Annotated in this window: 20 protein-coding genes; 3 read left to right on the forward strand and 17 right to left on the reverse strand. The window is 64.3% G+C overall.

Features of this window, described 5'->3' with window-relative positions; all coding sequences use genetic code 11:
• Positions 1-165 precede the first annotated feature (165 nt).
• The 6 genes from gshB to NFX52_RS17475 all read right to left on the reverse strand — a co-directional run bounded on the left by gshB (position 166) and on the right by NFX52_RS17475 (position 9,131).
• Entirely contained in the window at positions 166-1,122 is a 957-nt protein-coding gene (gene gshB / locus NFX52_RS17450) for a glutathione synthase (RefSeq protein ID WP_252635751.1), read from the reverse strand.
• Positions 1,123-1,376: 254 nt separating this feature from the next.
• Positions 1,377-3,245 carry a potassium transporter Kup gene (locus tag NFX52_RS17455; protein ID WP_055395414.1) on the reverse strand — a complete coding sequence of 623 codons (1,869 nt, stop codon included), beginning with the start codon at positions 3,243-3,245 and terminating at the stop codon, positions 1,377-1,379.
• Between the two features lie 197 nt (positions 3,246-3,442).
• Positions 3,443-4,738 carry a glutamate--cysteine ligase gene (gene gshA, locus NFX52_RS17460; protein ID WP_055395416.1) on the reverse strand — a complete coding sequence of 432 codons (1,296 nt, stop codon included), beginning with the start codon at positions 4,736-4,738 and terminating at the stop codon, positions 3,443-3,445.
• Between the two features lie 103 nt (positions 4,739-4,841).
• Positions 4,842-6,308, reverse strand: a complete 1,467-nt coding sequence (locus NFX52_RS17465) for a TrkH family potassium uptake protein (RefSeq protein ID WP_055395418.1) — start codon at positions 6,306-6,308, stop codon at positions 4,842-4,844.
• A 27-nt stretch (positions 6,309-6,335) separates the two neighbouring features.
• Complete coding sequence (gene trkA / locus NFX52_RS17470) at positions 6,336-7,790, reverse strand: Trk system potassium transporter TrkA (RefSeq protein WP_207402024.1); 1,455 nt, start codon at positions 7,788-7,790, stop codon at positions 6,336-6,338.
• 60 nt (positions 7,791-7,850) lie between these two features.
• Positions 7,851-9,131, reverse strand: coding sequence for a glutamate-5-semialdehyde dehydrogenase (locus NFX52_RS17475; protein ID WP_055395422.1), 1,281 nt, complete (start codon positions 9,129-9,131; stop codon positions 7,851-7,853).
• A 63-nt stretch (positions 9,132-9,194) separates the two neighbouring features.
• Here NFX52_RS17475 and NFX52_RS17480 point away from each other — a divergent pair, with 63 nt between their 5' ends.
• Complete coding sequence (locus NFX52_RS17480) at positions 9,195-9,479, forward strand: hypothetical protein (protein WP_156358621.1); 285 nt, start codon at positions 9,195-9,197, stop codon at positions 9,477-9,479.
• Between the two features lie 101 nt (positions 9,480-9,580).
• Here the strand turns inward: NFX52_RS17480 and holA are convergent, their stop codons facing one another.
• Positions 9,581-10,636, reverse strand: coding sequence for a DNA polymerase III subunit delta (holA, locus tag NFX52_RS17485; protein ID WP_055395424.1), 1,056 nt, complete (start codon positions 10,634-10,636; stop codon positions 9,581-9,583).
• A 194-nt stretch (positions 10,637-10,830) separates the two neighbouring features.
• Between holA and rocF the strand changes: the two genes are divergently transcribed.
• Positions 10,831-11,781: an arginase gene (gene rocF, locus NFX52_RS17490; RefSeq protein WP_055395426.1), complete on the forward strand. Its 951-nt coding sequence runs from the start codon at positions 10,831-10,833 to the stop codon at positions 11,779-11,781.
• Between the two features lie 96 nt (positions 11,782-11,877).
• Here rocF and NFX52_RS17495 read toward each other — a convergent pair whose 3' ends face one another.
• The 6 genes from NFX52_RS17495 to NFX52_RS17520 all read right to left on the reverse strand — a co-directional run bounded on the left by NFX52_RS17495 (position 11,878) and on the right by NFX52_RS17520 (position 17,986).
• The gene (locus NFX52_RS17495; RefSeq protein ID WP_055395428.1) at positions 11,878-12,375 is read right to left on the reverse strand and encodes an LPS-assembly lipoprotein LptE; all 498 of its coding nucleotides are present in this window, start codon (positions 12,373-12,375) and stop codon (positions 11,878-11,880) included.
• Between the two features lie 5 nt (positions 12,376-12,380).
• Positions 12,381-15,074: a leucine--tRNA ligase gene (gene leuS, locus NFX52_RS17500; RefSeq protein WP_055395430.1), complete on the reverse strand. Its 2,694-nt coding sequence runs from the start codon at positions 15,072-15,074 to the stop codon at positions 12,381-12,383.
• A gap of 135 nt (positions 15,075-15,209) precedes the next feature.
• Positions 15,210-15,659, reverse strand: coding sequence for an ExbD/TolR family protein (locus tag NFX52_RS17505; protein WP_055395432.1), 450 nt, complete (start codon positions 15,657-15,659; stop codon positions 15,210-15,212).
• Positions 15,660-15,682: 23 nt separating this feature from the next.
• Positions 15,683-16,366: a MotA/TolQ/ExbB proton channel family protein gene (locus NFX52_RS17510; RefSeq protein WP_055395433.1), complete on the reverse strand. Its 684-nt coding sequence runs from the start codon at positions 16,364-16,366 to the stop codon at positions 15,683-15,685.
• A 132-nt stretch (positions 16,367-16,498) separates the two neighbouring features.
• A complete protein-coding gene (gene dapB / locus NFX52_RS17515; protein ID WP_082437324.1) occupies positions 16,499-17,344 on the reverse strand; it encodes a 4-hydroxy-tetrahydrodipicolinate reductase in 846 nt (281 codons plus the stop codon).
• 81 nt (positions 17,345-17,425) lie between these two features.
• Entirely contained in the window at positions 17,426-17,986 is a 561-nt protein-coding gene (locus NFX52_RS17520; RefSeq protein ID WP_055395435.1) for an outer membrane protein assembly factor BamE, read from the reverse strand.
• 89 nt (positions 17,987-18,075) lie between these two features.
• On the opposite strand from NFX52_RS17520, the gene fur reads away from it, so the two are divergent.
• A complete protein-coding gene (gene fur / locus NFX52_RS17525; protein WP_055395436.1) occupies positions 18,076-18,492 on the forward strand; it encodes a ferric iron uptake transcriptional regulator in 417 nt (138 codons plus the stop codon).
• Positions 18,493-18,666: 174 nt separating this feature from the next.
• Here the strand turns inward: fur and hprK are convergent, their stop codons facing one another.
• The 4 genes from hprK to NFX52_RS17545 all read right to left on the reverse strand — a co-directional run bounded on the left by hprK (position 18,667) and on the right by NFX52_RS17545 (position 22,039).
• Positions 18,667-19,623, reverse strand: a complete 957-nt coding sequence (gene hprK / locus NFX52_RS17530; protein ID WP_055395437.1) for an HPr(Ser) kinase/phosphatase — start codon at positions 19,621-19,623, stop codon at positions 18,667-18,669.
• A gap of 35 nt (positions 19,624-19,658) precedes the next feature.
• A complete protein-coding gene (locus tag NFX52_RS17535) occupies positions 19,659-20,126 on the reverse strand; it encodes a PTS sugar transporter subunit IIA (protein ID WP_055395439.1) in 468 nt (155 codons plus the stop codon).
• Positions 20,127-20,239: 113 nt separating this feature from the next.
• Positions 20,240-20,575, reverse strand: coding sequence for a ribosome hibernation-promoting factor, HPF/YfiA family (gene hpf / locus NFX52_RS17540; protein ID WP_010464246.1), 336 nt, complete (start codon positions 20,573-20,575; stop codon positions 20,240-20,242).
• A gap of 237 nt (positions 20,576-20,812) precedes the next feature.
• Complete coding sequence (locus NFX52_RS17545) at positions 20,813-22,039, reverse strand: MFS transporter (RefSeq protein ID WP_055395468.1); 1,227 nt, start codon at positions 22,037-22,039, stop codon at positions 20,813-20,815.
• Between the last annotated feature and the right edge of the window lie 192 nt (positions 22,040-22,231).

The following is a 22,231-nucleotide window of genomic DNA, read 5'->3' on the forward strand; positions in this document are numbered from 1 at the left end:
TTCTTCATCCACCTTCTCGACATCAGCAGCAACAGGACCTAAACCCCATCACCACCACATCTTCAGCGTCACCACATTTCTGCAGAACCGCCTAAGTAGCGAAGCCTTCGACTATAGCACTAATTTAAAGGGGCTGGAAAGAGATGAGGACGAAAATTCAGCAGACTACGGGGCAGAGGCCGTCAATGCAGCCTCCAGGGCATCGATGAACAGGGAAGCGACATCGCACCCCGTCTGGTCAAAGATCTCCTGGAAGCAGGTGGGGCTCGTGACATTGATCTCGGTAACGCAATCGCCGATCACATCAACTCCAGCCAGCAGCAGGCCCCGCGCCTGAAGCACAGGCCCCAAGGCGTTACCGATTTCCCAGTCCCGTGTCGACAACGGCTTGGCAACACCCTTGCCTCCGGCAGCCAGGTTGCCCCGGGCTTCGCTGCCTTGCGGGATGCGCGCCAGGCAAAAAGGCACTGGTGCCCCCCCGATGATGAGGACACGTTTGTCGCCTTCGACGATCTCCGGCAAGAACTTCTGAACCATGACACTTTGCGCGCCGTGGCGGTTCAGGGTTTCGGTAATGCTTCCCAGGTTGAGCCCATCCGGGCCCACACGGAAGATTCCCATGCCGCCCATGCCGTCGAGCGGCTTGAGAATGATGTCCCCGTGCTCTGCATGAAAACGCTGAATGTCTGCGGCATCCCGCGTCACCAGAGTGGGCCCGATGAATTCCGGAAACTCCATGATCGCCAGCTTCTCCGGGTGGTCACGCAGCGCACGGGGCTTGTTGAACACACGGGCGCCGTCACGCTCAGCCTGCTCCAGCAGGTGAGTCGCATAGAAATACTCACTGTCGAAAGGCGGGTCCTTGCGCATCAGCACAGCGTCGAAGCTGGCCAAGGGTGCCCTGCGCTCGGGCTGTGCGGCGTACCACTGCACCGGGTCTGCTGTCAGTTGGATGTCGCACACACGGGCCGTCACCTTGCTGCCACGCTGCCAGGTGATGTGCTGCGGCTCGCACACCGCCAAGGTGTGTCCGCGCCGCTGAGCCTCGCGCATCATGGCGAATGTCGTGTCCTTGTAGATCTTGAAGCTTTGCAGGGGATCGGCAATGAAGAGCAGTTTCATGGTGTCGGGTCAGAAAGGTGTGCAGGTGCTGCCAATGGCAGATCACTTGCAGACAGATAAGAAGAAGAACAGGGAGCGACGCATGCAGTGCGCCGTGTACCTCACGCTGGTGAACGCCTGTACTGTTGCACAAATAGCGCAAAGCTGCCCGCGAACACCACGCCGCTGAGCGTCACCAGAAACGTAGAAGATGTCGCACTGTAGATTTGAGGCCGCCAAGCGCCAGGGCCTGAAAACACTCAAAAACAATCAGCTCAAATCTCGATCTTGGACCCGAGTTCGACCACTGCGTTGTTCGGCAGATGCAGGAAGTCTGCCGCGCCGCTGGCGTTGTGGTGCATCTGGGCAAACAGCTTTTCGCGCCAGGGGGCCATGCCGCCGCCCATGGTGGGGATGACCGTATCGCGCGAGAGGAAGTAGCTGGTCGTCATGGCCTCCAGCTCGCAGCCCCGGCCGCGCAGCAGCTCCAGCGCGCGGGGTACGTCGGGGTCGTTCTTGAAGCCGTAGTGGATCACCACCTGCCAGCAGTCGTGGCCCAGCGGTTCGACCTGCAGGCGCTTGTCCAGGCCGATCCAGGGGGTTTCGTGGTTGTGCACCGTGACGAACAGGTTCTGCTGATGCAGCACCTTGTTGTGCTTGAGATTGTGCAAAAGCGCATTGGGCACCGCGCCGGTTTCGGCAGTGAGGAACACTGCGGTGCCATCCACGCGCGTGGGCGGACTGACGAACACCGACTCCAGGAAGTCCTTGAGGTCGATTGCGTCGGCACGCAACTTGTCATTCAGCAGGCGGCGCCCTTCCTTCCACGTCATCATCAACGAGAACACGATGCCCCCAATCAGCAGCGGGAACCAGCCGCCCTGGAACAGCTTGAGCAGGTTGGACGCAAAAAACGCCAGGTCCACCACAAAGAAACAGCCTGTGGCCGCAATACAAAGCGCTAGCGGGTAGCCCCAGCCATAGCGGATTACGAAGAAAGTCAGCGTGGTGGTGATCAGCATGTCCAGCGTCACGGCAATGCCGTAAGCCGCCGCCAGGTTGCTGGACGAGCGGAACATCACCACCGAAAGAACGATGGCGGCGAACAGCCCCCAGTTAACCAGCGGCATGTAAATCTGCCCCGTGTCGCGCACGCTGGTGTGCTGGATATTCAGTCGGGGCAGGTAGCCCAACTGAATCACCTGCTTGGTCACGCTGAAGGCGCCGGTGATGAGGGCTTGCGACGCGATCACCGTGGCCATGGTGGCCAGCACCACCAGCGGGATCAGCGCCCAGTCGGGTGCCATCATGTAGAAGGGGTTCTTCACGGCCTCGGGCTCGGCCAGCAGCAGTGCACCCTGGCCAAAGTAATTGAGCGTGAGCGCCGGCATGGCCACGCCAAACCAAGCCAGGCGAATGGGCCGCTTGCCAAAGTGGCCCAGATCGGCATACAGGGCCTCGGCACCGGTCACGCACAACACCACCGCACCCAGGATGATGAAGCTGGTGCCCGGATTGGCCCACATGAACCCGACCGCATGGTGCGGGCTCAACGCCCAGAGGATTTCGGGATGGCCCACGATGTGAGAGACCCCCAAGAGGGCAATGCTGAAAAACCACACCAGCGTGATGGGCCCGAAGAACTTGCCGATCCCGCTGGTCCCGCGCTTTTGTACGGCAAACAGGCAAAACAGCACGACCAGGGTGATGGGAATCACGTACTGCTTGAAGTGGGGCGAGACCACCTCCAGACCTTCCACCGCCGACAACACCGAAATGGCCGGGGTGATGACGCCGTCACCATAAAACAGCGAGGTGCCGAAGATGCCCACCGCCAGCAGCACGCCGCGCAGCCGGGGTTTGTCCTTCACGGCCTGCGAAGCCAGGGCCAGCATCGCGATCAGCCCGCCTTCGCCATGGTTGTCGGCGCGCAGCACCAGCACCACGTATTTCAGCGAAACAATGACGGTCAGCGTCCAGAAGAAGATCGAAAGAATGCCGTAGATGTTGTCTTGCGTGAACGGCACATGGCCGGACCCGAACACTTCTTTGACGGCATACAGCACGCTGGTGCCGATATCGCCATACACAACACCGATGGCGCCCAGCGTGAGCGCTGCGAGCGATGACTTGGAGCTTTGCACTGACCGCACCCGACACACAAGGGTCGCCGGGTTCCGTTACTTTTGGGAACGCTATTGTGCGCTTGCGCCCGATCAAGCGCCTGGAGGCCACACCCTATGTTGCAACGCAGCAACTCACCCTTGGCAGTCGTGGGCCGACGTGGCAGGCAGCGTCACTTGGCTGGTGGGAGCGCGCCGTGGGCAATTCAGGGAGGAGGCTAGTCGTACACCTCGGCGTCGGGGTTGGTGGCCTCCAGCTCATAGCTGGCTGCCAGCATCGCCAGGCGGCCCACCACGCCATACATATAGAAGCGGTTGGGCGCACTCACCCCCGGGCGCACGCCAGGCTGGGGCATGTGGGTGCTGTGCTCAAAGGCCAGCGGCACGAAGCTGGCGCCCGGTGCATTGAGGTTTTCGTCCACGCCGCGCTCTGCATGCATGCGGTAGAAACCGCCCACCACATAGCGGTCCATCATGTAGACCACAGGCTCGGCCACGGCCTCGTGCACACGCTCTTGGGTCAACACGCCTTCCTGGATGATGAGGTCGTTGACCGGCTGGCCGTCCTTGATGACGGCCATCTTGTTCTTGGTCTTGCGGTTGACCGCATCCAGCTCCTTGGCATCGCGCACGGTCATGATGCCCATGCCGTAGGTGCCGTTGTTGGCCTTGACGATGACAAACGGCTTTTCGTTGATGCCGTATTCCTTGTACTTGCGGCGCACCTTGGTCAAAAGCGCATCCACCGTGGTCTGCAGCTTGTCCATGCCTTTGTCTTCGGCAAAGTCCACCTCGTCGCACTGGCTGTACATGGGGTTGATGAGCCAGGGGTCGATGCCCAGCATCTTGCCAAAACGCTTGGCCACCTCTTCGTAGTTCTTGAAGTGGGTGCTCTTGCGGCGCACGCTCCAGCCCGCGTGCAGCGGGGGCAGCAGGTACTGCTCGTGGATGTCTTCCAGGATGCCGGGGGCGCCGGCCGAGAGATCGTTGTTGAGCAGGATGGTGCAGGGGTCAAAGTCCTTGAGACCCAGGCGGCGCTTGGTGCGCACCACGGGTTCCAGCGTCACCGTGTCACCGTTGGGCAGCTCGATCAGCGTGGGCTTCTTGATTTCGGGGCTGATGGAGCCCACGCGCACGTTGAGCCCGGCCATGTTGAAGATGCGCTGCAGCTGCACCACGTTGGCCAGGTAGAACGTATTACGCGTGTGGTTCTCCGGGATGATCAGCAGGTTGCGTGCCTCGGGGCAGATCTTCTCGATGGCAGCCATGGCGGCCTGCACGGCCAGGGGCAGCATCTCCTTGGTGAGGTTGTTCCAGCCGCCGGGGAACAGATTGGTGTCCACGGGCGCGAGCTTGAAGCCGGCATTGCGGATGTCCACCGAGGTATAGAACGGCGGCGTGTGCTCCATCCATTCCAGCCGGAACCAGCGTTCGATGGCGGGCATCGAGTCGAGAACACGCTGTTCGAGTTCGTTGATCGGCCCGGTCAGGGCCGTGATGAGATGCGGAACCATGGGGAGCCCTCAGAGGAGACGGGAACGATTGCAATCCATTGTAGGGTTGGGGCGTGACCGAGCCTTCGCAAGCCCGCCGGGCGGATTTTTCGGGCAGCCCCGCTCAGCGCCGCCAAAACGCCGGGGTGAGCAAGGCCATGAAGCTCAGAATCTCCAGCCGCCCCAGCAGCATGGCCAGGGAGCACACCCAGATCTGAAAATCGGTCAGCACGGCGTAGTTGGACGCAGGCCCCACGCTGCCCAGGCCCGGTCCCGCACAGTTCACGCTGGCCAACACCACGGAAAAAGCCGTCACCGGGTCCAGATCGGTCAACAGCATGACCATGCTGAGCCCGAAGATGGTGCCGCCATAGACCAGCATGAAGGCCAACACCGAAAAGATCACTCGGTTGTCCACCACGGCATCGCCCAGCCGCACGGGCTGCACCGCGCGCGGATGCACCAGCCGGTTCATCTCGCGGCGCGCCTGCTTGACGAGAATGAGCATGCGCACCATCTTGATCCCGCCGCCCGTTGAGCCGGCACTGGTGGCCACGCCCGACAACAGCAGCATGAACACGGGCGCAAACACCGGCCAGGCGAGGTAGTCCACCGTGGCGTAGCCGGTGGTGGTGGCCAGCGACACCAGGTTGAACATGCCGTGGCGCAGCGCATCGAGCGGCCCATACACGCCCTTGGCCCACAGCAGCAGAGCCACCACCAGCCCGCCGCCGATCAGCGCAAACAGCGTGGCCCGCAGCTCCGGGTCACGCCAGAAACCACCCCAGTGGCCCTTGCGAAATGCCACAAAGTACAGCGCAAAGTTGCAGCTGGCCACCAGCATGAAGAAGATGCAGATCACCTCCAGCAGGGGCGACTGGAAGTAGCCAAAGCTCAGGTCGTGCGACGACAGCCCGCCCAGGCTCACGGTGGTGAACATGTGCATCAGCGCATCCAGTGGCGCCATGCCCCCGGCCCAGTAGGCCAGGCCGCACAGCGTGGAGAACAGCGCATACACCCCCCAGAGCCCCTTGGCCGTACCGGTCATGCGCGGCGTGAGCTTGGTGTCCTTCAGCGGCCCGGCCGCCTCGGCCTTGAACAGCTGACTGCCACCCACCCCCAGCAGCGGCAGCACGGCGACGGCCAGGATGAGGATGCCCATGCCGCCCATCCACTGCAAAAAGGTGCGCCACACGTTGACCGACACCGGCAAGGCGTCCAGGCCCGCGAGCACGGTGGAGCCCGTGGTGGTGAGCCCCGACACAGCCTCGAAGTAGGCATGCGTGAACGACATCGGCTGCCCGGTGTAGTGCCCCGCCAGGATCAGAGGCAGCGCGGCAGAAAGGGGAAGCAGCATCCACACCAGCGAGACCAGCATCACGCCATGGCGCGGTTGCAGTTCTTGCCGGAACAACCGCAGCCGCCACCACAGCCAGGCCCCCGCCAGCATCGTGGCCCCCATGGACAACGGGTACACAAACCAGACACCATCGCCCGTCCACAAAGACACCGCCAGCGGCAGCCCCATGGCCAGCGCAAAGATCATGATCAGGATGCCCAGCACCCGCAAAACGGGAAACATGTCCGTCATGGTGATCTCGCCAAGCCCGGGGTCGGGTCAGAAAAAGGTCGCGCTCACGCGGAAGAGCTTTTCCACGTCACGTACCCGCCGCTTGTTGGGCAGGAAGAACACCACATGGTCGTTGCTCTCGATCACCGTCGCGCTGCGCGGGATGATGACCTCGGGCTCGCGTGGGTGGCCCGGGACAGGGTCGGAGGCATCGGGCAGCCCGCGCACAATCAGGCCGATGTGCACGTCGCGCGGCAGCTGCAGCTCGCTGACCTTGCGGCCCACCACGCGCGAGCTTTTGCGGTCGCCGCGCGCCACGATCTCCAGCGCCTCGGCCACGCCACGGCGCAGACTGTGCACGGCCTGCACATCGCCCTGGCGCACATAGGCCAGGAGCTCGCCCAGCATGGCCTGCGCGGGCGACAGCGCAATGTCGATCTGCGTGCCGTGCATCAGATCGGCATAACTGCGGCGATTGATGAGCGCCAGCACGCGGCTGGCGCCCATGCGCTTGGCCAGCAGGCACGACATGATGTTGTCCTCGTCATCGTCGGTGAGCGCGAGGAAGAGGTCCACCTCCTCGATGCCTTCATCACCCAGCAGGTCTTCATCGGTGGTATCGCCCTGCAGCACCAGCACGTCTGAGGGCAGCGCCGACGCCAGTGCCACGCAGCGCTCGGCATGGTCTTCAATGATCTTGATGTGAAAGCGCCCTGGCGTCTGCGCCAGTTGCCTCGCCAGGCGCAAGCCCACCCCACCGCCGCCCGCAATCATGATGCGGCGCACCGGCTGGGCCTGCTGCGAGGTAGGGCGGTGCAAGGCCGCCAGCACCTGGGAAATGTGCTCATGCGCCGCCAGCACAAACACCTCGTCGCCCGGCTCGATACGGGTGGCGCCGTCGCAGGCGATGAAGCGATCGGGCTCGTCGGCAAAACGGCGGTAGATGGCCACCATGCGCATCGCCATCTCGGGCGCACGCTCGCGCAGCTCGCCAATCGTGGGGCCCACCATGGGCGCACCGGGCCGAGCCCGGCCCGACACCAGGCAGGCGCGGCCGCCCGCAAACTCGCGCACCTGCATGGCCTCGGGGTATTCGATCAGCTTGCCGATGTAGCGGGTCAGGGACTCTTCGGGGCAGATGATGCGGTCCACGCCAAAGCCCTCGGGGCCGGTCAGCCGCTCATCCAGCGTGAATCCGTTGGAACGCACCCGCGCGATGCGCTTGGGGATGTTGAACACCAGTTGCGCCACCTTGCAACACACCAGGTTGGTCTCGTCCTGTGCAGCGCAGGCGATCAGCAGATCGGTGTCCTCGGCGCCCGCCTCGGCCAACACGGCCGGTTCGATGCCATTGCCCACCACACCGCGCAGGTCAAAGCGCGACTCCAGGTCGCGCAGGCGGGCTGCATCGGTGTCGATGACTGTGATGTCGTTGCGCTCGGACACCAGGCTGTCTGCCACGCTCTGGCCCACACGGCCCGCGCCGAGGATGATGATTTTCATAAAAAATTGGGCCTTAGCGCTTTACAGGCAAGCGCTAGCAGCTATGAAATAAGGAGCAAATCAAACCCGCACCTCACCCTCGCCCAGCACCACGTACTTGAGTGAGGTCAGCCCTTCGATGCCCACCGGCCCACGCGCATGGAACTTGTCGGTGCTGATGCCGATTTCTGCCCCCAGGCCGTACTCAAAACCATCGGCAAACCGCGTGCTGGCGTTCACCATCACGCTGGCCGAATCCACCTCGCGCAGGAACTGCTGGGCGTGCATGTGGTCACGCGTCAGGATGGCATCGGTGTGGTGGCTCGAATAGTGGTTGATGTGGGCAATGGCCTCGTCCACACCGGCCACCACCTTCACGCTGATGATCGGGGCCAGGTATTCCTCGCTCCAGTCCTGCTCGGTGGCGGGCACCAGCTGGGCACCAGGCACCGAGGCCAGGATGGCCAGCGACTCGGGGCAGCCGCGCATCTCCACGCCCTTGGCCGCATAGACAGCGCCAATCTTCGGCAAAAACTCTGCCGCCACGCCGCGCGCCACCAGCAGGCCTTCGCTCGCGTTGCAGGGGCTGTATTTGTTGGTCTTGGCGTTGTCGGCCACCTTCACCGCCATGGCGATGTCGCAGGGGTCGTCCACATAGGTGTGGCAGTTGCCGTCCAGGTGCTTGATCACGGGCACCTTGGCATCGCGGCTGATGCGCTCGATCAGTCCCTTGCCGCCACGCGGGATGATCACGTCCACAAACTGCGGCATGGCAATCAGCTGGCCCACGGCCTCGCGGTCCGTGGTCTGCACCAGCTGCACGCCGTGCTCCGGCAGGCCCGCCTCCGCCAGTGCCCGCTGCACCAGCTTGGCCAGCGCCTTGTTCGAATCAATCGCCTCGGAGCCACCACGCAGGATGCAGGCATTGCCGCTCTTGATCGACAGCGACGCGGCCTCGATGGTCACATTGGGGCGGCTCTCGTAAATCATGCCGAACACGCCAATCGGCACGCGCATCTGGCCCACGCGGATGCCGCTGGGCTGCTGCTTCATGCCCAGGATCTCGCCAATGATGTCGGGCATGGCAGCGAGCTGCTCGCAGCCTTCGGCGCAGGTCTCCAGCACCTTGGGGCTGAGCTTGAGGCGGTCCACCATGGGCTCGGCCAGGCCGTTGGCCACAGCGCGCTCCAGGTCTTTGGCGTTGTCGATCTGCAGCGCAGCCACGCTCTCACGCAGCAAGCGGGCCAGCGCCTTGAGCGCTTTGTTTTTGATAGCTGCTGGCGCTTTGGCCATCAGCGCAGAGGCCGTTTTGGCCTGGAGACCGAGAGAATGCGTGTATTCGGCGACGTTGAGAGCGTTCATCCAGCGATTTTGCCGCACTTGGCTTTACCCTTGCGGCCTTGCCCTACTCGCACATCCTTGGCCATGACCACCACCGCCCCCGCCCAGCTCGTCGCCCTGACCGAAGCCTTGCAGGCCTTTGAACGCGGCGACCACACCGCCGCCACCCTGAGCACCCTGGCCCGCCAGCAAACCACCCTGCTCGCCGCCCTGCCCCCACGCTACGGCGAGGTGCTGCTGAACCTGCTGGACCGGCTGGAGTCGAGCGCGCTGTTTTCAGAGGAAAGCTGCTCGTTCAGCCAGAAGGATCTGGTGGCCAACCTGCGGATGTGGGCGGACAAAGCGCGCGGGGTGCTGGAGCAGCCCTGAAGTCCACGGGCAGACAAAGTCCGCCACTACATCTTTGATAGCTACTTGCGCTTTCTGGATAAGCGCCAGAGGCCAAGAACACTCAAATTTATCGGCCAACCTTACCGCGCGGCCTGGGTCAGCCTGCACACCTGCAACGCAAGCCTCTGCAGCGCCTGCCACCCGTCCGTGGGCCAATCGGGCTGCTTGAGCCCCTTGACGATGCCGTCCACGATATGCGCCGACTGCAGCAGGCGCGCCAGCGCCGCGTCGCTGGCCCTGGGCAGGATGCGTTCGTACAGCTTTTCCTTGGCGCCCCACACCCGGTTTTCGCGCAGGGCCATGGGCAGAGGGCGGCCGGCGTTCATGGCGTCTTTCACGCGCTTCAAGGCACGGATGTCTTCGGCCAGCGCCCAGTGCACCAGCACTTCGGCCTCGCCCTCGGCCTGCAGGCCGTCGAGCATGCGCTGCACGCGGGCGGTATGGCCTGAGAGCACGGATTCAGAGAGCTTGAACACGTCGTAGCGCGCGACGTTGAGCACAGCGGCTTCGACCTGGGCCTGCGCCAGCTCGCCGGGGGGGTGGAGCAATGCGAGCTTTTGGATCTCCTGGTGGGCGGCGAGCAGATTGCCCTCCACCCGGTCGGCAAAAAACTGCAGCGTGCGCTGGCCTTCCTCGCCCGCCACCACGCGCTGGCCCTGAGCGGCCAGGCGCTGGGCGATCCACTGCGGCAGCATGCCGCGCTCGATGGGGTCGATCTGGATGGAGGTGCCGCTGGATTCCAGCGCCGCAAACCATGCGCCCGTGCGTGTGGCCTTGTCCAGGCGCGGCAGCATCACCAGCGTGAGCGTGCTGTCGTTGCCCTTGGCAGATTCAGCAATCTGCTGCAGCGCCACGCCACCATCCTTGCCGGGCTTGCCCGAGGGGATGCGGATCTCGACGATTTGCTTGTCGGCAAACAGGCTCAAGCTGCCGCCTGCAGCCAGCACGGCGCTCCAGTCAAAGTGAGCGCCTGCTACCGTGTACGAGGTGCGTTCGGTATAGCCCTGAGCACGGGCCGTGGCGCGGATGGCGTCTGCCGCCTCCTGCTGCAGCAGGGGCTCGTCGCCATGCAACACGTAAAGCGGCGACAGGCCCCGTTGAAGATGCGGTGAGAGTTGGGCCAGGGCGACTTGCATGCGGCAAAGTTTATCGCCTGGGCAGGCCCGGCACTGTGCACATTGCCAGCAAATGCCCTCACAGTGCACAAGAGAGACCGCGAACTAATCAGCTGCAGTGCTATTCACTGGCGCCCAAAGCCCCGAGAATTCCCCCGGGGCGCGTACACGCGCCCGTACCGACATCGACTGCCTTCCCAGAAAGCCCCCGCACCATGCCACCCAACGCCCTGCGCAGCGCCCAGCCCACCAGCCTGATCGGCGCCCCCACCGACATCGGCGCCGGGGCGCGCGGCGCCTCCATGGGGCCCGAGGCCCTGCGCGTGGCGGGCCTGCAGGCAGCGCTGGAGTCGCACGGACTGCAGGTGTTTGACCGGGGCAACTTGAGTGGCCCCGCCAACCCGTGGCAGCCGCCCGTGGACGGTTACCGACACCTGCCCGAGGTGGTGGAGTGGAACCAGCGGGTGTTTGACGCCGTGTATGCCGAGCTGCAACTGGGCCACCTGCCCATCTTGCTGGGTGGCGACCACTGCCTGGGCCTGGGCAGCATCAGCGCCGTGGCCCGCCATTGCGCGGAGGTGGGTAAGAAGCTGCGGGTGCTGTGGCTGGATGCCCATGCCGACTTCAACACCAGTGCACTCACGCCCAGCGGCAATGTGCATGGCATGCCCGTGGCCTGCCTGTGCGGGTTTGGCCCCGAGGCGCTGACCGGGCTGGCCCGCATGCCGGGCGGTGGCGCGGCGCTCCGCCCGTCGCAGATCCGGCAGATCGGCATCCGCAGCGTGGACGCAGGCGAAAAGCGCTTTGTGCATGAGCAGGGCCTGGAGGTGTTCGACATGCGCTACATCGACGAGGTGGGCATGCGCCAGACCATGCAGCAGGCGCTGGCCGGACTGGATGCACACACCCACCTGCATGTGAGCTTTGATGTGGACTTTCTGGACCCCGACATCGCGCCCGGCGTGGGCACCACGGTGCCGGGAGGCCCCACCTACCGCGAGGCGCAGTTGTGCATGGAGATGATTGCCGACAGCGGGCGCCTGGCCTCGCTGGACATTGTGGAACTCAACCCCGCGCTCGATGTGCGCAACCGCACGGCGGTGCTGGCGGTGGACCTGGTGGAGTCGCTGTTTGGCAAAAGTACGCTCATGCGAACATCCCCCTGAGCGCCTGCGCCTCGCCCATCACGAACGCCCGGCAAGGCGCTGTCGCTGCCTGCTGCTCTGCGCTACCGCCAAGAGGCCACAGCCCCACGCCTGGGCTCAGCGCTTGGCCGCTGCCAGGCGGCGCATAAGCTGCTGCACCAGGTCGGTCCGCATGTTGCGGTAGAGCAGTGCTTCCTCAGCCTCCTTGGCGAGGGCGATGGTCTCGTTGTAGCTGATGTCGCGCTGCTGCAGCAGTTCGGTCTCGGGAATCAGTTCGGCACCTGCCGGGGTACGCAGCCGGAACCTTATGCGCAGGCGCAGCTGCAGTTCGCGCACCTGGCCCGAGGCATTGAGCCCCACCACGGCGCGCTCCTGCTGCTCCTGCAGCACATCCAGAATGGCATCGGCCGTGGGCATGGCCGCCGGGTCGCGCAGCAGCTGCAGCTTGCCGCCCGAACCCTCCAGCGTGCGCTGCAACTCCCGCGCGAGGGGCGAGCCTGCAGGTGCTGCGATGTAGAGCGAGTCAAACCCGAACTCGGGCACGCCCCGCAGCCGAAATCCGCAAGCGGACAGCAGGGCCACGGGCGCGAGGGAGAGCAGTGTGCGCTTGTTCATGGGGGCTATACCACCACGTTCACGAGGCGGCCAGGCACCACAATGACGCGCTTGGGCGCAGCGCCTGCAGCCTGGGCCACAAACGCCTCGCTGGCCAGGGCAATGCGTTCGATCTCGGCCTTGTCGGCCTGTGCGGGCACATGGATGGAGCCGCGCAGCTTGCCGTTGACCTGCAGCATGAGCTCGATCTCGTCCTGCACCAGCGCGTTCGCATCGACCTGGGGCCAGGGTGCATCCAGCAGGTCGCCCAGTTCGGCCGCGTAACCCAGGCCGCTCCAGAGGCTGTGCGCAATGTGGGGGGTGGCCGGGTACAGGCAGCGCAGCAGGATGCCAAAGCCTTCGATCAGCGCCACCTGAGCACCAGCCGAGTCGGTGGCCTTGAAGTCTTCGAGCGCGTTGATCATCTTCATCGCGCCGGAGACCACGGTGTTGTACTGCATGCGCTGGTAGTCGTAGTCCACCTGCTTGAGCACGGTGTGGATCTCCAGGCGCAGGGCCTTGGCCTCTTTGCTGAATTCCACATCTTTCAGGCTGCTAGCGCTTGCCACGCTTGCGCTGGCAGCTCCCATATCCATAGCAGACAGCTTGAGACCGAAGTTCCACACCCGGCGCAGGAAGCGGTAGCTGCCTTCCACCGCAGCGTCGTTCCACTCCAGCGTGGCCTCGGGCGGTGCGGTGAACATGGTGTACAGGCGGGCGGTATCGGCGCCGTACTTCTCGATCAGGTCCTGCGGGTCTACGCCATTGTTCTTGGACTTGGACATGGTGCCCACGCCCTCGTAGTCGATGGGCGTGCCCACGGGCAACATACCGTCGCCGCTGGTGGCTTCGTTCTTGAGCTTGGCGCCGATGATCTTGCCGCCTTCGTCCAGCACGTGCTCCACGTCGTGCGGCCAGAAGTAGTCCTTGCCGCCCTTGGCGGTGCGGCGGCTGTAGATGTGGTTGAGCACCATGCCCTGCGTGAGCAGCTTGGTGAAGGGCTCATCGACCTTGACCAAGCCCAGGTCACGCATGACCTTGGTCCAGAAGCGGGCGTACAGCAAGTGCAGGATGGCGTGTTCGATACCGCCGATGTACTGGTCCATCGGCATCCAGTAGTCGGCACCGCCCGCCACCATCGCATCGGCATTCTTGGGGTCGCAATACCGCATGAAGTACCACGAGCTGTCCACGAACGTGTCCATGGTGTCCGTCTCGCGGCGGGCAGGCTTGCCGCACACGGGGCAGGTCACGCCCGCGTGGAAGCCTTCGTGCTTGTGCAGCGGGTTGCCCGAGCCATCGGGGATGCAGTCTTGCGGCAGCACCACGGGCAGGTCTTTTTCGGGCACGGGCACGGCGCCGTGTTCATCGCAGTGGATGATGGGGATCGGCGTGCCCCAGTAGCGCTGGCGGCTCACGCCCCAGTCGCGCAGGCGCCAGGTGGTCTTCTTCTCGCCCAGGCCCTTTTGCTCCAGCGCATGGGCCACGGCGTTCACGGCTTCCTTGTACGACAGGCCGCTGAAGCTGTCGGAGTTGATGGTCACGCCGCGCTGCTTGTCGCCGTACCAGTCGTTCCACTGGTGGTAGTCGAAGTGTTCGCCATCGACCAGCACCACCTGCTTGATCTCGATGCCGTACTTGAGGGCAAACGCAAAGTCGCGCTCGTCGTGCGCGGGCACGCCCATCACGGCGCCGTCGCCATAGCCCATGAGCACGTAGTTGCCGACCCAGACCTCGACCTTTTCGTCGGTGAGCGGGTGCGTGACGAACAAGCCCGTGGGCACGCCCTTCTTCTCTTGCGTGGCCAGCTCGGCCTCGGTAGTGCCGCCGCTCTTGCATTCTTCGATAAAGGCTCTGAGAGCAGGATTGGTCTTGGCGGCGTGGGCGGCCAGCGGATGCTCAGGCGCCACGGCGCAGAAGGTCACACCCATGATGGTGTCGGCGCGCGTGGTGAACACGTACATCTTGCCGTCGCCGATCAGCGCACCGTCGTCGCCTGCAATGTCGTGCGTGAACGCAAAGCGCACGCCTTCGCTCTTGCCGATCCAGTTCTCCTGCATCAGCTTCACGCGCTCGGGCCAGCCGGGCAGCTTGTCGCCGGTGACGAAGTCCAGCAGCTCTTCGGCGTAGTCGGTGATCTTGAGGTAGTAGCCGGGGATCTCGCGCTTTTCGACCACCGCACCCGTGCGCCAGCCCTTGCCGTCAATCACCTGCTCGTTGGCCAGCACGGTCTGGTCCACCGGGTCCCAGTTCACGACCTGGGTCTTGCGGTAAGCGATGCCCTTTTCCAGCATCTTCAAAAACAGCCACTGGTTCCACTTGTAGTAAGTGGGGTCGCAGGTGGCCACTTCGCGGCTCCAGTCGATGGCCAGGCCCATGGCCTGCATCTGCTTTTTCATGTACGCGATGTTTTCGTACGTCCACTTGGCAGGGGGCACACCATTCTTCAGCGCCGCGTTCTCGGCGGGCAGGCCGAACGCGTCCCAGCCCATGGGCATCAGCACGTTGTGGCCGTTCATGCGCAGGTAGCGCGTGAGCATGTCGTTGATGGTGTAGTTGCGCACGTGGCCCATGTGCAGCTTGCCGCTGGGGTACGGCAGCATCGAGCAGGCGTAGAACTTCTTCTTGTTGGCGTCTTCCGTCACGCGGTAGGCATCGGTGGCGGTCCAGTGGCCGTGGGCGGCGCGCTCGACGTCTTGGGGAGAGTATTTGTCTTGCATGGGGGCTCGGGGGTGAGAGGGAGGTGCAGCCGCAGGGCCGCGCTGCGCAGATTTTAGGCTGTCAGGCCCTACCTTCCGCGCCTGCCGCCGCCAGCGGCCTGCGCAGAACGGCTGGCACGGCGGTGCACGGCGGTTTCAGGGGGCCTTGGCAGGGGCAGACGGCGCGCCTGCAGCCGGTGGCTCGGCCACAAAGCCGATGCGCTGCAGCCCGGCCAGATGCGCTGCGCCCATGACCTCGACCACGCGCCCATAGGGCACTGCGGCGTCGGCGCGCAGCTGGATTTCGGTGTCGGGCCGTTCGGCGCCGATGCGGCGCAGGCGCTCAGCCAACGCGCTCTGCGACAGCGGCTGGTCGTCCAGAAAGGCTTGGCCCGACGCATCGACCACAAGGGTAACGAACTGCGGCGCACTACCGGGCGTGGCGCCCTCGGAGCGCGGCAGGTCGAGCCGGATGGAGCTGGCCAGCAGCGGTGCCGTGAGGATGAAGATGACCACCAGCACCAGCATCACATCGACCAGCGGCGTCATGTTGATGTCGCTCATGGGCTGTGGCCCGGTGGTGCGTTCGAGACGTCCGAAGGCCATGATGGATTCAACCTCCCTGGCGCTCAGGGCCGGGAATCGGCGGGGGCGACCGTGTCAATGACCAGTTCGCGCAGGTCGCGCGCAAACCCTTCCAGGTCCGCCTCGATGCGGCCGATCAGCCGCCCAAACACGTTGTAGGCCAGCACGGCGGGGATGGCCACGGCCAGCCCGGCCGCCGTCATGACGAGGGCCTCGCCCACGGGGCCGGAGACGCGGTCGATGGTGATCTGGCCCGCGCCCGCCATGGCCGTCAGCGCATGGTAGATGCCCCACACGGTGCCCAGCAGCCCCACGAACGGCGCGGTGGAGCCCACCGTGGCCAGCAGCACCTGGCCAAACTGCAGGCGCCCCAGCACGCCATGCAGGGCATCGCGCAGCACCCGGGTCAACCGCTGGGACAGGCTGCCCGCGCTGGCCAGCGAGGCCGGGGCATCGGGCAGAGAATGATTTGCTATTGAATTTGCAGCAACCACGAGAGGCAAGACCAGCGCAGCGCGGTCAAAAGACTGCAAACGTTGTGCCGCAACCTCCATGGATGGCGCCTGCCAGAACGCCGCAGTGCAGCGGGCCACGTCGGCACTGGCCTGGCGCATGAGCCGCAACTTCCAGACGATGACCACCCAGCTTGCCACTGACATGGCCAGGAGCACCAGTGCGGCACCCTGCGTGACGGCGTCGCCCTGGCGCCACCAGTGGAGAGCGTCCATCAATACCTCGTTATTTGGCGCATCGCCCGCAACTGGCGCGCCCGAAGCCAGTGCCACCGTGGAACTGGCTTCGCCAGGTCACGGGTGGCGTTCCCCTGCAGGGGGAAGATGCGAAGCATCTCAGGGGGTTTCTCATTGCAGACCGAGCACGTCGAACATGTCGAACATGCCCGTCTTGTGCCCAGCGAGGAACCGCACCGCCCGCAGGCTGCCCTGTGCGTAGGTGGAGCGGCTGGAAGACTTGTGCGTGATCTCGATGCGCTCGCCGATGCCCGCGAACAGCACGGTGTGATCGCCCACGATGTCACCACCCCGGATGGTGGCAAAACCGATGCTCGACGGATCGCGCTCACCAGTGACACCTTCGCGGGCGTACACGCCACATTCCTTGAGGTCGCGCCCCATGGCTTCGGCAATCACCTCGCCCATCTTGAGCGCGGTGCCCGAGGGCGCATCCACCTTGTGGCGATGGTGGGCTTCGATGATCTCGATGTCGTAGCCCGTGGCCATGGCCTTGGCCGCCATCTGCAGCAGCTTGAGGGTGACGTTCACGCCCACGCTCATGTTGGGCGCCATGACGATGGCGGTACGCTGGGCAAAGACGGCAATCTCGGCCTTCTGCGCATCGGTGAAGCCCGTGGTACCCACCACGGCTTTTACCCCGAGTTCGCAGCACACGGCCAGGTGGGCCAGGGTGCCCTCAGGGCGTGTGAAATCAATCAGAACGTCGGCGTTTTTCAGGCCCGCAGCAATGTCGGCGGTGATGGCAACACCGCTGGCATGGCCCAGAAACGCGGTGGCATCCGAACCGATGCCGGGGCTGGACGGCACGTCCAGCGCGCCTGCCAGCACACAGTCATCACTGGCGCGAAGGGCCTCGATCAGCATGCGGCCCATGCGACCGGATGCACCGGCAACGGCAACACGGAGGGGGCGCGAGGGCGTAGATGCGGGGGCAGGCGAAGGGGTCCCTGTCATGAGTGTCCTGTACGTTGTCGTTGGCTTTGAAGTGAGGCGGGCATCGATCTACCCGTTGCCCCACCGGCCAGATCGCGAAAATCAGCGTGCTGGCGCTTCCAGCGGCGGGTAGCTGACAGAAGCAGGCTCCAGCGGGGGCGCTGTCGGGGAGGCAGATGGCCGTTGCGACGCAGGGTAGCGGGCCAGTTGCTCCGGTGTGGCCTCCAGCACAGGCACCTTGCTTTTGGAGCCACGCGAGCCCAGTGTGGCCACGAACTCGGTCTCTGTGGGCATGGGATCGCCTTCGGAGCGGTCCAACCCATCGCCCTTGAAATACACGGTCAGCTTGCGGGTCTGGGCTTCTTCACCGGGGCGCTTGAGCGTGAACACGTATTCCCAGCGGTCTGCATGGAACAGGCTGGTGACCAGCGGCGTACCGAGGATTTCACGCACCTGCTGGCGGCTCATGCCGGGCTGGAGCGCCTCGACCTGCTCGCGCGACACAAAATTGCCCTGCACCACATCGATTTTGTAGGGAGTGACAATGCTGGCAATGCGGGTACTGGCACCATCCAGGCTACTGCAACCGGCCAGGGCGGCCACGCTGGCACCGACCAAAAGGACCAGGCCCAGGCGGGCGCTGCAACGGGCTTTGACGGGCATGGGTAAAAGGGCTGAGGATATGATCGCCCCATTGTAGCGGCAGGCCTTCTGACCTTGAGGCCGAGGCCCGCATCCCGAAAGACCATGCCATGACCAACATCGACGAACTCAAAAGCACGGGACTCAAGGCCACGCTGCCCCGCCTGAAGATTCTGGAGATCTTCCAGAAAGGCGAGCAACGCCACATGACGGCCGAAGATGTGTTCCGCGTGCTCCTGGAAGAGCGTTCGGACATTGGCCTGGCCACGGTCTACCGCGTGCTCACGCAGTTCGAGCAGGCGAGCATCCTGATCCGCAGCAATTTCGAGAGCGGCAAGGCGGTGTACGAACTCAACGAAGGGCAGCACCACGACCACTTCATCTGCACGTCGTGCGGCAAGGTGGAGGAGTTCTACGACCCCGAGATTGAAAAACGCCAGCAGGCCGTGGCCAAGGCCAAGGGCTGGCTGGTGCAGGACCACACCATGGCCCTGTATGGCCAGTGCGCGGCCTGCGCTAGCAAGTAAGCCCCCCTGAGTCGCCTTCGGCGCCTTCCCCCGAGGGGGACGCACCCAGTGGCCCGGCGAAGCCGGTTCCACGGGTGCGCTGGTATTGGCGCGCGCCAGTTTCGCAGCGCCTGAATCCAAACTGGCTGTATCGCCTGCCTGTCAAGCGCCAGCAGCTATCAAATACGCAGCATACTAGCCACCAGTATCGCGTTCCATCGCGCGGCGATGGCGCTCCACAAATTCCTGGTACGTGTCAATGCCGCGCAGTTGCAGGATGGTGTTGCGCACTGCGGCTTCGACCAGCACGGCGATGTTGCGGCCAGCCACCACCTGGATCACCACCTTGAGCACGGGCACGCCCAGCACGTCTTGCGTGAGTGGCTCGTAGGGCAGGCGCTCGTAGTCGCGCTCCAGGGTCTCCTTGCGCACCAGGTGCACGATGAGTTTGAGGCGCATCTTGCGGCGCACGGCCGTCTCGCCAAAGATGGCTCGGATATCGAGCAGACCGATGCCGCGCACTTCCAGCAGGTTCTGCAACAGATCGGGGCACTTGCCCTCGATGGTGGTCTGGTTGATGCGGTAAAGATCCACCGCGTCGTCGGCCACCAGGCCGTTGCCGCGCGAAATCAGCTCCAGGCCCAGCTCGCTTTTCCCCAGGCCAGATTCGCCGGTGATCAGCACACCCAGCCCGAGAATGTCCATGAACACGCCGTGCATGGTGGTGCGGTCGGCAAAGTGCTTGGACAGGTAGGCACGCAGCACGTCGATCACAAACGCCGAGGACTCGTGCGTGGAGAACATCGGGATCTGCGCGCGTTCGCACATCGACACCAGCGCATCGGGGGCGGTCTGGTCGTCGGCCAGCACCAGCACGGGCGGCTCCAGCGTCACGATGCGGGCAATGCGACGCTTGCAATCGTCGGGAGACGCACTGCTCAGATAGGCGATCTCGCGCTCGCCCAGGATCTGGACGCGGTAGGGATGGATGTAATTGAGGTAGCCGACCAGATCGGCCCCGGAGCGCGCGGACCGCACGGCCACTTCGTCAAAGCGCCGCTCGGAAGCGCCCAGCCCGGCCACCCACTCCCACTTCAGGGGGCCGCGAAATTCCTCAAACAGAACATCGGCGCTGACAACATTGGGCTTCACGGCGAATCAGCGAAAGTGCGCAGCGCCAGACAGGCTCAAGCCGTTTGCGTGGACTGCCAGCCGGCAATCATGCCGTGCAGTTCGGCAGCATCGGTGCAGGCCTTGAGCCTTTCACGCAGGGCCGAATCGCTGAGCAGTTCGGCAATCTCGGAGAGGATTTCGAGGTGCTTCTGCGTGGCGGCTTCAGGCACCAGCAGAAAAATCAGCAGGCCCACGGGCAACTCGTCTGGCGCATCGAACCCGATGGGGTTCAACAGCTGGAACACGGCAGCCATCGGTGCCTTGAGGCCCTTGATGCGCCCGTGGGGAATGGCCACGCCATGGCCCAGTCCGGTGGAGCCCAGGCGTTCACGCGCAAAGAGGCTGTCGGTGATCAACGCGCGCGAGAGACCGTGCTGGCTCTCGAACAGCAGACCCGCTTCTTCAAAAGCACGCTTCTTGCTGGTGGCGTCAACGCTCACAAGCACTTGAGCGGAGGGCAGGATGGAGGCGAGTCGGTTCATGGTCAAGGGTAACAATTATGCACATATTGGCGAAAACCCTGAGCGCGGCGCTGTGGGCAACAAAAAAACCGCCCGAAAGGGGCGGCTGCTGTGCCAGGCTCAGGGCTGGCGCATCAAGCGTGCAGTTCGCGCTTGGCGGCTTCGTGGTGGTGGTCCTGCAGACGATCCTTGTGGCGCACCACCTGACGGTCCATCTTGTCGACCAGTTCATCCACGGCAGCATACAGGTCGGCGTGGGAGCTTTCGGCAAACAGGTCGTTGCCCTTCACATGGATATTGCATTCCGCTCGCTGCCGCTTTTCCTTCTCCTTTTGCTTCTCTACCGTCAGCAGTACCTTGACGTCGACAACTTGGTCAAAATGGCGGGTGATCCGGTCCAGCTTGGTGGTGACGTAGTTGCGCAAGGCTGGGGTAACTTCGAGGTGGTGACCGCTGATCGTCAGGTTCATAAATAAGTCTCCTGTAACACTCTCTGTGGAAGAAGCGCCGCCCTGGATCAGAGGAGCGGCCCGGCGAACTTGGATGCATCCCGTTGACGTGAAGTCACTATGCCCCCGCCCTTCCTGAAAAGCAATCCCATTCCGCCCCGACCCGCTGGGTTATGCCCGCCAAGGTGCCAAGCCTCCAAAAAGCGCGCACAATGGCTGAGTTGCCGGGGAGCACACGCCCCGCCAGTCGGCAGTTGCTCAGCGTGCCGAAGGCGCTGCGCCATGCAGCGTCAACCGTCCTGCCACCACCATCGACAGCAGGCTCGCGGCAATACCCACCAGCGCCGCCATCCAGTAGTTCTGCACCAGCCCCTGCGCGTCGCGGCTGATCAGCATCCCGCCCACCAAAGACGCCGCCCCCATGGCCGCAGACTGCACCGATGCGTTCAAGGTCATGAAGGTACCGCGCAGCGGTGCCTGCGCCGCAGAGGCCACGATGGCCATGCCCGGAATCATCCGGCCGCTCACAAAGGCAAACATCAGGGTGGACACCGCCAGAACGCCCCACAGCGGCAGCCCATGCACCAGCGTGATGCCCAGCAGGCAGGGCGCCGCAGCCAGGGCCAGCCAGCGAAAGGTTCGCACCTTGCCGCGCAGGTCCGTCAATCGGCCAAACAGGCGCGCGGTGAACAGGGTCGCGACACCTCCACACAGGTAGGCCACCGGAATCTGGTCGGCCCGCACACCGGCATTGGTCTGCATGTAGATGGTGATGTAGGGAATCACCGTAAAACCTGTAAACATGAGCAACGCGGAGAACAGGAACGCCCAGCGATGGTTCGGGTCGGCAAGCACTTGCCCGATGCCGCCCAGCGCCGTTCTGCCGCTGGCCGCCTGCACATGGGCCGTCATCGCCGGCATGGTGCGCGCCGCCAGCACAGCCAGGACCCCCACCATGGCGGCAATCGCAATGAACGGCATGTTCCAGCCGCCCACCTCGGCAAGGATCAGCCCCAGCGGAACACCGGCCACGGTCGATACCGAGAATGAGGTCATCACGATGCCCATCGCACGGCCGCGACGCTCGAACGGGATCACGTCAGCCACGATGGTTTGCGACAGGGCCGACAGCACGCCCCCAAACGCCCCCGCCAAAACGCGCGCCACCATGAGCGTGCCGTAGGTGGGTGCCACGCCACAGGCCAGTGTGGCCAGCCCAAACAGGACGTAGAGGACCAGCAGCAGCCGCTTGCGCCCGAACCGGTCGATGTAGGTGGAGGCCAGCAACCCCGACACCCCAGCCGAGAGCGTGTAGGCCGACACCAGCAGCCCGAACTGCGCGTCGCTGATGGAAAACAGCTGCGTGAACCGGGGCCCCAGCGGCATCATGATCATGAAGTCAAGGATGTGGGTGAACTGAATGCCCGCCAGGGTGAGCAGCAGCCAAAGTTCGCGGCGGGGAGTGAGCGCAGAGGTGGAGGGCACAGGGGGCGCGGCCAAAGGTGGCGCTGTCAGATTCAAGGCCACACAGTGTGCCGCAAGCTCATCGAGCGCGCAGGTCCACACTAGCGCCCTCATGCACGCCGGTACATGCCCCTGCCGAGCCCCCACCGAGCCCCCACCGAGCCCTTGCCGCAGACACGCGTCAGACCCGCGCGTAAAATCCGAAGGTTGCGC

The organism is Acidovorax facilis (assembly GCF_023913775.1).
In the GTDB taxonomy this organism is placed as follows: Bacteria; Pseudomonadota; Gammaproteobacteria; order Burkholderiales; family Burkholderiaceae_C; genus Acidovorax; species Acidovorax facilis.

Coding starts and splice junctions, on each gene's coding strand:
- fur (WP_055395436.1), top strand. CDS start 18,076: ATGACCAACATCGACGAACTCAAAAGCACGGGACTCAAGGCCACGCTG.
- gshB (WP_252635751.1), bottom strand. CDS start 1,122: ATGAAACTGCTCTTCATTGCCGATCCCCTGCAAAGCTTCAAGATCTAC.
- rocF (WP_055395426.1), top strand. CDS start 10,831: ATGCCACCCAACGCCCTGCGCAGCGCCCAGCCCACCAGCCTGATCGGC.
- gshA (WP_055395416.1), bottom strand. CDS start 4,738: ATGGTTCCGCATCTCATCACGGCCCTGACCGGGCCGATCAACGAACTC.
- leuS (WP_055395430.1), bottom strand. CDS start 15,074: ATGCAAGACAAATACTCTCCCCAAGACGTCGAGCGCGCCGCCCACGGC.
- NFX52_RS17480 (WP_156358621.1), top strand. CDS start 9,195: ATGACCACCACCGCCCCCGCCCAGCTCGTCGCCCTGACCGAAGCCTTG.
- NFX52_RS17475 (WP_055395422.1), bottom strand. CDS start 9,131: ATGAACGCTCTCAACGTCGCCGAATACACGCATTCTCTCGGTCTCCAG.
- NFX52_RS17505 (WP_055395432.1), bottom strand. CDS start 15,659: ATGGCCTTCGGACGTCTCGAACGCACCACCGGGCCACAGCCCATGAGC.
- hpf (WP_010464246.1), bottom strand. CDS start 20,575: ATGAACCTGACGATCAGCGGTCACCACCTCGAAGTTACCCCAGCCTTG.
- NFX52_RS17510 (WP_055395433.1), bottom strand. CDS start 16,366: ATGGACGCTCTCCACTGGTGGCGCCAGGGCGACGCCGTCACGCAGGGT.
- holA (WP_055395424.1), bottom strand. CDS start 10,636: ATGCAAGTCGCCCTGGCCCAACTCTCACCGCATCTTCAACGGGGCCTG.
- dapB (WP_082437324.1), bottom strand. CDS start 17,344: ATGACAGGGACCCCTTCGCCTGCCCCCGCATCTACGCCCTCGCGCCCC.
- NFX52_RS17465 (WP_055395418.1), bottom strand. CDS start 6,308: ATGACGGACATGTTTCCCGTTTTGCGGGTGCTGGGCATCCTGATCATG.
- NFX52_RS17520 (WP_055395435.1), bottom strand. CDS start 17,986: ATGCCCGTCAAAGCCCGTTGCAGCGCCCGCCTGGGCCTGGTCCTTTTG.
- NFX52_RS17495 (WP_055395428.1), bottom strand. CDS start 12,375: ATGAACAAGCGCACACTGCTCTCCCTCGCGCCCGTGGCCCTGCTGTCC.
- NFX52_RS17535 (WP_055395439.1), bottom strand. CDS start 20,126: ATGAACCGACTCGCCTCCATCCTGCCCTCCGCTCAAGTGCTTGTGAGC.
- trkA (WP_207402024.1), bottom strand. CDS start 7,790: ATGAAAATCATCATCCTCGGCGCGGGCCGTGTGGGCCAGAGCGTGGCA.